The sequence below is a fragment of the Synechococcus sp. R55.3 genome (assembly GCF_047461975.1).
In the GTDB taxonomy this organism is placed as follows: Bacteria; Cyanobacteriota; Cyanobacteriia; order Thermostichales; family Thermostichaceae; genus Thermostichus.
The window spans coordinates 1-8,806 of record NZ_JANSIG010000108.1 but is presented as its reverse complement, the minus strand read 5'-3'; the positions used below and the strand labels follow the sequence as shown (position 1 = coordinate 8,806).

Here is an 8,806-nt window from a genome sequence, read left to right as displayed (position 1 = left end):
CAGATAGGGCCGAGTTTTGGGAGTTGCCATCGGTGAAACATCAATCGGGTCGCCCTTCTTCCGGCCAGGGATCCTGGTCAGAGTATCTGCAGCGGGTGGGGCGTGGGGCAGTGGAGACGGGATCCCAAGTTGCTCTGTGGATCCTAGCAGGGCCGCAATGGCGGGTTCTGGCCCTGTCGGGCTTGGCATTGGCGGGGCTGGCCTTCTGGAACGGGCGGCTGGCTCTTTCTTTGGGGGTGGGTACCTTGGTGATGTTGGGGCTACAGGGGATGCGCAGCCCTGAGTTCAACCGCCGCTGGCGGGAGTGGCGAGCTTGGTTTCGTCAGGCGGATCGCTCGCTTTTGCTGGCAATTGGTTCGGGAGCAGCCGCCACCTTCGGCACCTACACCCTTGTCTCCATCTGGGCGGAATCCAACCAGCGTTGGCTGGCCACCGGCGCCATTTTACAGGGATTGGCCACCCTAGCCTTGTTGTCGCTGCTGTTTGGGGAGTGGCTCAGCCGCCGACAAGAGCGGCAACGGTCTCAATTGGAGCGCGATCTCAGCGACGTTGCCTCTCCCGATCCCTTCAGACGGCTGGCGGGCGTTCGCCGCTTGCAGAGCTTAATGTCCCACTTGGATCCCGAGCAAACCCGGCTGGCGGTGGATTATCTGCGGTTGGCCCTCGACCAAGAAACGGTAGCCGTCGTGCGGGAAGCCCTGCTGGAAGCCCTACAGGGATGGGGGATCCTGCGCCGCCTCAACGATTTGACCGATCTCAAGCACCCCAGCAGGGATCCCTCTTCAAACTAATGTCACTCCCAACTTTCGGGCCTTAGAACCCAGATAATGCAACGGTTTGAAAGGCGTGTCTACGTTGGACGCGCTTTCCCCTCAGGGGACAGGGATCCTGCTGTTTGGGATAGAGCACCTTGTTTGCAGAGGTCATGCACAGGGTAGCTGCCAAAGAGCTTCAAGGTTTCGGCAATCGATTCCAGCGCCGCAATCACCTCGGCATCCAGATAGGGCTGGCCAACAGGATTCTCCAGATCGACAAAAAAGACATAAGTCCCTGCCGATTTTTTGGTGGGGCGCGACTCAATACGGGACATGTTTAAACCTCGCTCCGCAAACACTTGCAGAGGTTTCAGCAGTGCTCCCGGCACATTGTGGGGCAGGCTGAAGGCCAAGGAAGTATGGGATCCCCCCGGAGAAGCAGGATTGGCCAGGGCTCCATCCTGCTGACCCAAACGGGAAAGTGGCGCACGGCCAATGACCCAAAAGCGGGTGCAATTATCGGGGTGATCGTTGATCGGGCAGGCCAAGACCGGCAGTTGGTAGAGGGTGGCAGCTCGTTCTGAGGCGATGACGGCGGCGCTGGGCTGCTCCTGCAGGCGATCCAATTCTTCGGTGGTCGAGCGGGTTGGGATCAAAGTGGCCTGGGGCAGATGGGATCTCAGCCAAGCCTGACATTGGGCCAAAGCTTGCGGGTGGGAGTAGACCTGCTCAATTTGCTCCAACCGCGAGGCACGTCCGATGAGGGCATGGCGAATGGGCAGGATCAGCGCCTGCCGGATCCCTAGCCCCTCCAGTTGCCACAGGGCATCCAAGGTCATCGAAACCCCGCCCTCTACGGAGTTTTCCACCGGCACCACCGCCCATTGTTGCTGGCCGACAGCTACCGCTTCTAAACAGGCGCTGATCGTTGGGTAGGGCACCAAGGGATGGGATCCCTGGCTGTGCAGGTGAGGCTGCTCAGGGCAGGCCAGCAAAGCTGCCAACTCTGTGTAGGTTCCAGCAGGGCCAAGAAAGGCCACCGGCGAAGGGGAAACGTTCGCGCCAGCGGAGCGCAGCTCCATCAGAGCCATTCCTTCAATTGTCGCTAGGGGCCAGTTCTAACTCTATCGTCTCGGCGTCGCGCAGCAGCAAAGGACATTCAGGCTCCGGGCAACGGGGATTGGCCGCCACCTTTTCCATGGCCTTCACCACCTCCAATCGGATCAGCCTCTGCAACTCCTGATCCGCTTGAATGGCTTCCAAAGTGTGGAGAGAGCCGTGAAAACTGGTGGCGTAGCGAGGTTTGAGGTTGTTCAAGGCCAGGGCGGCAGCATCGTTACAGAATTTCTCACAGAAGCAGTAGCGCTGCTGACTCTCCATCAGCAGGATGTCGTTGACCATCTCCAGAACAGCCCGTTCCATTTGATTTTCCAGGCCCTTCAGAGGCTTATGTTCCTCCGCCATCGCTACCTCCTGATGTGAATCGAACCCGCCGCCAAGCCCCTGTCTTTCAGGGAGCAGGAGTGCTCTCGATTACCTTCGATGCTGCTCTATTCTCTGTTGACAAGTCAAGCCAAATCCCCTGCTGCTGACGCGAACAGCCTCTGGCCCGCTCCTATCTGGGCTTGATGTATTTGGGTGTGCTGAGGCAATCGGATCTGTCCTGTCAGCCATCATCAAACCCCAGAGGGTTAACCAACACTCTCGGCAGACGGGCAGAAAGCCCACACAGCAACTCATAGGGAATAGTACCCAACTGATCGGCCCAATCCTGCACGGATAAACCCACATTCACCAGATTCGGGCCCAGCAGTTCCACCACATCCCCCACCTGGATATCCGGCCTCTCGGTTACATCCCACATGCACTGATCCATCGTGATCGTGCCCACCTGTTGGATCAGGCCGCCGCGCACCCATCCTCGCAGCCAGCCGGAAAGCCGCCGTGGGATCCCATCCGCATAGCCGATGGCCAGAGTGGCAATGCGACTGGGGCGAGAGGTGATGTAGCGATGTCCATAGCTCACTCCGGTCTGGGCAGGCACAGTTTGGATGTGGGTCAGCCGCGCCTTGAGTCGCAGAATCGGCTGCAGACCCGGCAGTTGCAAGTGGGGGGCAGGCGACAAGCCATAGAGGGCCAGTCCCAGGCGCACACGGGAGTAGTGGAGATGGGCCAGAGCGGCAGCTGAGTTGTCCAGATGCAGCGCCGGCAAGGGATCCCCGGCTTGACGGATCTGTTCCACCACCTGGGCAAAGCGGGCGTGCTGCTGTTCCATGACCGGAGAATGGGGCTCGTCCGCCGTCGCCAGATGGGAAAACAAGCTACAGCCCTCCAGCTCCGGGATCCGACAAATCTGCCCCCACACGGCTGCTGCTTCCTTCCAGGGGATCCCCAAACGGGTCATACCCGTATCCACGTTGACATGCACCGGGATGGGGCGCCCGGCCCAACGGGCTACCTGACACATCAGCGGGATTTGCTCTGCACAGGTGAGGCTGACCTCCAACCGGGCTGCCATGGCCTGCTGTAGTTCTGCCCAGGTATTCAAAGCTCCCAACACCAGAATCGGAGCCTGCAGCCCCGTTTGCCGCAACTCGATCCCTTCGGCCAGGGTGGCCACACACAGCCCCTTGGCACCAGCCGCAACAGCCACGGGAGCCACCAACTGTGCTCCATGCCCGTAGGCATTGGCCTTCACCACCGCCCAGATCTCCGTATCCGGCGACAGGCGAGCCTGCAATAGCCGCAGATTTTCCCGCAACTGGGCCGCGTCAATTTCCACCCAAGCCCGACTGGTCAACAGCTCCAGGTCAATCGCGCAATCCAGCTCCGCCGAGGGATTTGCCCTCTGGGATCCATTCCCCTGCACTCCCAGAGCAGCCGCTCTCAAAGTGCCCTGCGCCGCCGGCGCGACCGGTTCTCGATTCACCGTTCACCCCCCACACCCAAAACCCGTCCTGATTAGATTTAGGTTTAGCGCAAAGTCCACTCGGGCGCCATCCACAGCAGCGGCACGTCTGGGATCCCAACAGCCTCGTTGCTCTCCAACAGCCGGCCCAGCCAAGCGGCTTGTCTTTGCGAGGACAATCCCTGGCTCAACAGTCGTCGCAGGACTCGTTGGAAACCCTCTCCCTCACCCGCCGGTGACAAAGAGGGATCCCCGGTCATGCGCCGCAGATCCTCCACCGCTTCGGTGTAGCCCCCCAAAGCATCCACCAAGCCCACCTCCACAGCTTGCGCCCCGGTGAAGATGCGTCCATCGGCCAATTGTCGCACCCGGGCTTCATCCAAGCTCTGCCGTCGCGCGATCATCTCTGCTTCCAGCACCTCATCTGCCTTTTCTGGCAAGTGCTGGCGTCCTTGGGCCACATCGCGAATGAACTGCTCGAGGGTATCCTCCACCAAGTTTTGCAGAAGGCGCTGCTCTTGAGGAGTGGCACTGCGGAAAGGAGAGAGAAGGTCTTTGTACTCGCCGGTTTTGAAGGTCTGCGGCTCTATGCCGTAGTTCTCCAGCAACTTACCAAAGCTGAGGCCGCTGATGATAACCCCTATGCTGCCGGTCAGGGTGCCAGGGTTGGCATAGATTTTGTCGGCAGCGCTGGCCACGTAGTACCCCCCACTGGCAGCAATGTTTTCTAGGATAGCGATCACCGGCTTGCCTGCTCCGTGTAGAGCGGTTACGGCGCGGTAGAGTTCCTGGCTGGATCCCACAGCTCCGCCGGGACTGTTGATGCGCAGCAATACAGCCTTGACAGAGGGATCCCGTGCTGCCTCCCGCAACTGTTCCACAGGAGAAGTGGGCAGGCCTACCAAAGTCGAACCCCCTGGGCTGCCTATCGCTCCTTCCAGGGTGACCACCTCGATGCGATCCGCCCCCCGTGCGGCCTCTAGACCGACCCCGCCTCGGGTAGACTCTGGGGCAGGGCGCGTGCCCCCGACAATGGCCGCGATAAGGCAGACGACCAGCAAAGAAGCTGCCAAAGTGCGGTTAAGCAGAGTTTCTTGTGTCACAGGCCCCTCAATTGCCACTGACTCCGTTCTACCACCCTGCGGGCTTCCTGGGATGCCGGGCAACAAAAGGCTGAGGGCCGAGCAAACCCCACTGTTGCTTCCCCCCGGTTGAGCCATCCAAACTATTGACAAGGATCCTCCCCTTATCTAGTATGGGATCCCAGCACTTTTTACCAATAAGGCAGCTTCTACAGGCTGCAGGTGTAGAATGGAGTAGAAAGTTGGATCCTTGAGCGGGATTCTGGCTCGAAGCCAAGTGATTGGGGCTTTAGCTCAGTTGGTAGAGCACTTCAATGGCATTGAAGGGGTCAGCGGTTCAAGTCCGCTAAGCTCCATCCCCAGAGGGCCGATAGCAGTCGTGGCTTCTATTACCATCTATTTCTACTGCTTGCGCTAGCGGGCCGGAGGCCTTAGCAGGAAGCAAGCGGTTGTTTGTTTCACCTTGACAGTGAGATAAGTGACTATGCGTTGCGAAACGGTTCAGCAACATCTCCCCAAGCCCAGACAGTCCTGTCCAGCAAGGCTTCTGGGCTTCTTAAGTGTCCACAAAGGCTCGGCAAAATCTACCCCCAACTCCTCTCCTGTAAGGCGGCCTTCCCTCACCTCCGGCTTCTCTCCCCCTGGGAGAGGGGAGTTAGGGATCGACGCAGCAAGCCGTTTCATTGCTGTTTGAAATAATGAAAGTATTCTGCTTGGGAGCAAACCTTAGGCAGCAAGGGATCCTCCGCTGTTTTCACCCTTTCCACGGAGAGGATCCTGACCTATCTCAGGGGCTTCCACCAGGCGATTTCCCAACTCACGCTTGCCCCTCTCCCTGACGGCGGATTAAGAAGCGGATTTCCTGAAGGAGAACCTCAAAGCGTTGATCCGATTCAGCCTGCCGCTGCCTCAATTCTCTCAGCTCCTGCCGCAATTCCCGCACTTCCTGCCGCAATTCCAGGACAACCTCAGCGAGACGCCCCGAAAGAGTCTGCAAGGCAAGCTGAGCATCGGTAACCTGGGCAACTGTATTGGCCACCCTGGTCACAGCTTCGGCCAACTGGACAAATCGCGTCTCAATCTCCTCATTGGTCATGGCCGGGTGTGTCTTGCTTGGCTAATGTTCAGCTCATTTTACCCTGCACGGTATGGAGTGTCACTCTCTGAGAATGGGCCGCAATTTTGAGGAAAAACCGGCTGGCCAACGGGGGTTATCAACCCAGGGATCCCCCATTCGCGCAAGTCAGCTGGCCAGCGCTATGAGGGTGGTGTAAATCCCTTGGAGGGACGCAGTGGCCTGGCTCCAGAGGATGTGGGTTAACGACCACCTATCCAGACCCATGGCTCCACAGAGCAGCAGCAAGTATAGGTTGGCAAACGTGAAGAGCGAGGCTGCCCGATCTCGATTGCAGGGATCCTGCAGCAACTGCACCGCCTTCCAAACCAAGAGGGATCCCAGCAGCGCCGCGACGCTCAGATAAAAGGATCCCAGCATTCCCAATGGGTAAACCAGCAACAGGCTGACCGGAACCATCAGCAGCGCGTAGAGCAAAATCTGCGCGGCAGTGATCCTTTCGCCCGCGACCACCGGCAGCATCGGCACCCCCGCGCGAGCGTAGTCTTCCCGCTTCAGAATGGCCAAAGCCCAGAAGTGGGGTGGAGTCCACAAAAAGATAATGGCAAACATCACCCAGGCAGCCCAACTCAGCTCACCTGTGGTCGCTGCCCAGCCCACCAAAGGCGGGATGGCTCCTGCCGCTCCACCGATGACGATGTTCTGCGTGCTGGAGCGCTTCAGCCAGTGGGTGTAGACCCCCACGTACACCAGGATCCCCACCATGGCCAAACCGGCAGCCAGCAGGTTGGTGAAAATAGCCAACAACCCAAAGGCAGCCAAAGCTAGGATCCCCGAAAAAATCAGAGCATCCCGCGCCCGGATTCGACCGGAAGGCAGGGGACGATGGCGGGTTCGCTCCATCATCCGATCGATATCGGTGTCATACACCATGTTGATGACGTTGGCTGCCGCCGCCGCCATTCCTCCCCCCAAAAGGGTGATGAAAAACCTGAACGGGTCGGTGTTGCCTGCCATCCACATGGCCCCAGCCGTCGTCATCAGCAAGAGGGCGATGATCTTGGGCTTCACCAACTGGCTGTAGCTGTGCAAAACCTGGACAAGCGCCTGGCGCTCGCACCCCAGAGCACATGGGCTCTGCTCAGAGGGGATCCCCCCCATCGGGTTCTGGTAGGAAGCCTGACGGTCGACTAAAACGCTATCTTGCATGAAATTCACTCACCGGTCATTTCTGCGGTCATGGCCATCCACTGGCCTTCTTCCCCCTGGGTTCGCATTCGCCAGGCCAGCACCGTAAAACCCAGCAGACAGGCCAGCAAAGCTGCCCCCATCATCTGATGGGCCACCGTTAGGGGTTCTACCTGCAGCCGGTAATGATAGGTCAAAACACCGATCCCCACCTGGGCCAACAGCAGGCCAACAGACCCATGGCCCAAGAACTTGAGAAGGCGGGGGATCCGCTTGCGCCGCAGCCCGGTGGCCACCGCTACCGCCAACACCCCAAGGGTGGCCGGAGCAACCCCCAGCAAGTGGCTATTCATCACCCAGCACAGCTCGCCGGCAGCAAAGCATTGATGCAAAGCCCATTGGGAGGCCACCAAGGCGCCCAGAAGGCTCTGGACATATACCAGCAGCACCGCCCCCAAGCCCAGCCAAGGCAAGTAGCCGACGGAAAATGGCCCTTCACCCAGTCGCAGCGGCAGGATGGAGTCCTTAGAACCGGCTCTTGTCCAGATCAGTAATCCCAGGGTGAGCAAAGTGGCAAAAAACAGCAGGCCCGTGCCCAAGTGGGCCGTCACAATGTCAAAGCGCAGCAGCTCCGTGACCGTCAGCCCACCCAGGATCCCTTGCACCAAGACCAGGGCAAAAGCCAAACTCAAACCCCAGGGCAGCCAAGTGGGCAATGCCTGACGCTTCAGCCAAGCAAACCCCATCAGAACCAGCGTAGCCAAGCCTACCCCAGAAGCCACCATGCGGTGAAACCATTCCAAAAAGACTTGCAGGTTCATCTGCTGGCTGGGCACAATTGCCCCGTAGCAAAGGGGCCAATCTGGACAAGACAGCCCAGCATTCATGACGCGGGTGGCACTGCCCAACCCCATTAACAGCCAAGTGGCCAATGCTAACCCCAGTAGGGCTTGCCCCATGCGCCGGGAAAGCTTGCCCGAAGGCACGGGATCCCGCCGGGAAGAAGGTTGGGATTGAGAGATCGAAGAGTCCATCGCAGTTGAAGGCAGAACATTAAGCCAACGGTTCAAGCAGCCTGCACTGAAGAAATCGGTTGGGCTGACAAGACGCAGCGGGTTCGGTAGCAGATGATTCTGAAAACGAGGGTGCAGGTTACTCGCTAACGAACCCTAGAAGCCAATCCTAAATGCGGTTTTGCGTCTGGCGAAAGCTTTTTAAGAATTTCTTTCTTGGCTCACAATCCCAGGCACCCCCACGAAGTCAAGCCAGCACCAGCCAGCAGACCAATCCTTTCCCCCTGCCGCAAAACCTCTGCGCCAGGACGGATCCCCCACAGGGTGTCCATACATCACTCCCTTGGCCAAGACTTCCTGGCCAATACAGCAACTTTTGCCAAGGGAAGCAGCCTGCCACAAGACTGCCTTTTGGAGTCTGTAGTCTGGAGCCAGCTCTTGCTCGGTGGCGGGATGACCAGCTTCTGGGCACAGAGATTCCCAAAAATTCTGTCAGGGCCAGCTCCGCTCCGGCTTGGGATCCATATACGTCGTTGCCAGATCTGGGATGCTGGCGGAGAGGGTCACGATGGCAGCGAAGTTTCCCGGTATTGGCCAACAAAGAACCTTGCTCTCACTCAAGAGCTCAGGTAGGTATCTGGACTTAGACTTAGGTCGAAATCTCGAACAGCTCCAGCACTGAAGAAAATTGCTGTAGGAATCCTCACCTCAAGCATAGGCAAGTTATAATCCCAGCAGCCTCTGTGGAGATTGCTCTCTTATGTCTGTAAAGCTCCTGCCTCAGT

8 protein-coding genes and 1 tRNA gene are annotated in these 8,806 nt (G+C 58.7%); 2 read left to right on the top strand and 7 right to left on the bottom strand.

All coding sequences use genetic code 11. The features are described 5' to 3' along the window. Positions 1 to 791: hypothetical protein (locus NW849_RS13105; protein WP_414358142.1), on the top strand; the 791-nt coding region annotated here is incomplete at its 5' end. A 59-nt stretch (positions 792 to 850) separates the two neighbouring features. On the opposite strand, the gene pheA is transcribed toward NW849_RS13105, so the two are convergent. The 4 genes from pheA to sppA form a co-directional block, all read right to left on the bottom strand. Further along, the gene (gene pheA, locus NW849_RS13100) at positions 851 to 1,837 is read right to left on the bottom strand and encodes a prephenate dehydratase (protein WP_414358140.1); all 987 of its coding nucleotides are present in this window, start codon (positions 1,835 to 1,837) and stop codon (positions 851 to 853) included. A gap of 13 nt (positions 1,838 to 1,850) precedes the next feature. Then, complete coding sequence (locus tag NW849_RS13095; RefSeq protein ID WP_414358139.1) at positions 1,851 to 2,219, bottom strand: late competence development ComFB family protein; 369 nt, start codon at positions 2,217 to 2,219, stop codon at positions 1,851 to 1,853. A 202-nt stretch (positions 2,220 to 2,421) separates the two neighbouring features. After that, positions 2,422 to 3,684 carry an alanine racemase gene (gene alr / locus NW849_RS13090; protein ID WP_414358137.1) on the bottom strand — a complete coding sequence of 421 codons (1,263 nt, stop codon included), beginning with the start codon at positions 3,682 to 3,684 and terminating at the stop codon, positions 2,422 to 2,424. Between the two features lie 44 nt (positions 3,685 to 3,728). After that, the gene (gene sppA, locus NW849_RS13085) at positions 3,729 to 4,766 is read right to left on the bottom strand and encodes a signal peptide peptidase SppA (protein ID WP_414358134.1); all 1,038 of its coding nucleotides are present in this window, start codon (positions 4,764 to 4,766) and stop codon (positions 3,729 to 3,731) included. A gap of 262 nt (positions 4,767 to 5,028) precedes the next feature. On the opposite strand from sppA, the gene NW849_RS13080 reads away from it, so the two are divergent. Beyond that, positions 5,029 to 5,101: transfer RNA gene (locus NW849_RS13080), tRNA-Ala, on the top strand. Positions 5,102 to 5,562: 461 nt separating this feature from the next. Here NW849_RS13080 and NW849_RS13075 read toward each other — a convergent pair. The 3 genes from NW849_RS13075 to NW849_RS13065 all read right to left on the bottom strand — a co-directional run bounded on the left by NW849_RS13075 (position 5,563) and on the right by NW849_RS13065 (position 8,042). Then, a complete protein-coding gene (locus tag NW849_RS13075; protein WP_414343242.1) occupies positions 5,563 to 5,841 on the bottom strand; it encodes a hypothetical protein in 279 nt (92 codons plus the stop codon). Positions 5,842 to 5,988: 147 nt separating this feature from the next. Continuing rightward, on the bottom strand, positions 5,989 to 6,981 hold the full coding sequence (locus NW849_RS13070; RefSeq protein ID WP_414358143.1) for a heme o synthase: 993 nt from the start codon (positions 6,979 to 6,981) through the stop codon (positions 5,989 to 5,991). Between the two features lie 53 nt (positions 6,982 to 7,034). Further along, positions 7,035 to 8,042, bottom strand: a complete 1,008-nt coding sequence (locus NW849_RS13065; protein ID WP_414358133.1) for a COX15/CtaA family protein — start codon at positions 8,040 to 8,042, stop codon at positions 7,035 to 7,037. Positions 8,043 to 8,806 lie beyond the last annotated feature (764 nt).

What these genes read in the sequence shown, in the direction of transcription:
- pheA (WP_414358140.1), bottom strand. Translation starts at nt 1,837, where the DNA reads ATGGAGCTGCGCTCCGCTGGCGCGAACGTTTCCCCTTCGCCGGTGGCC.
- NW849_RS13095 (WP_414358139.1), bottom strand. Translation starts at nt 2,219, where the DNA reads ATGGCGGAGGAACATAAGCCTCTGAAGGGCCTGGAAAATCAAATGGAA.
- NW849_RS13075 (WP_414343242.1), bottom strand. Translation starts at nt 5,841, where the DNA reads ATGACCAATGAGGAGATTGAGACGCGATTTGTCCAGTTGGCCGAAGCT.
- NW849_RS13070 (WP_414358143.1), bottom strand. Translation starts at nt 6,981, where the DNA reads ATGGGGGGGATCCCCTCTGAGCAGAGCCCATGTGCTCTGGGGTGCGAG.
- NW849_RS13065 (WP_414358133.1), bottom strand. Translation starts at nt 8,042, where the DNA reads ATGGACTCTTCGATCTCTCAATCCCAACCTTCTTCCCGGCGGGATCCC.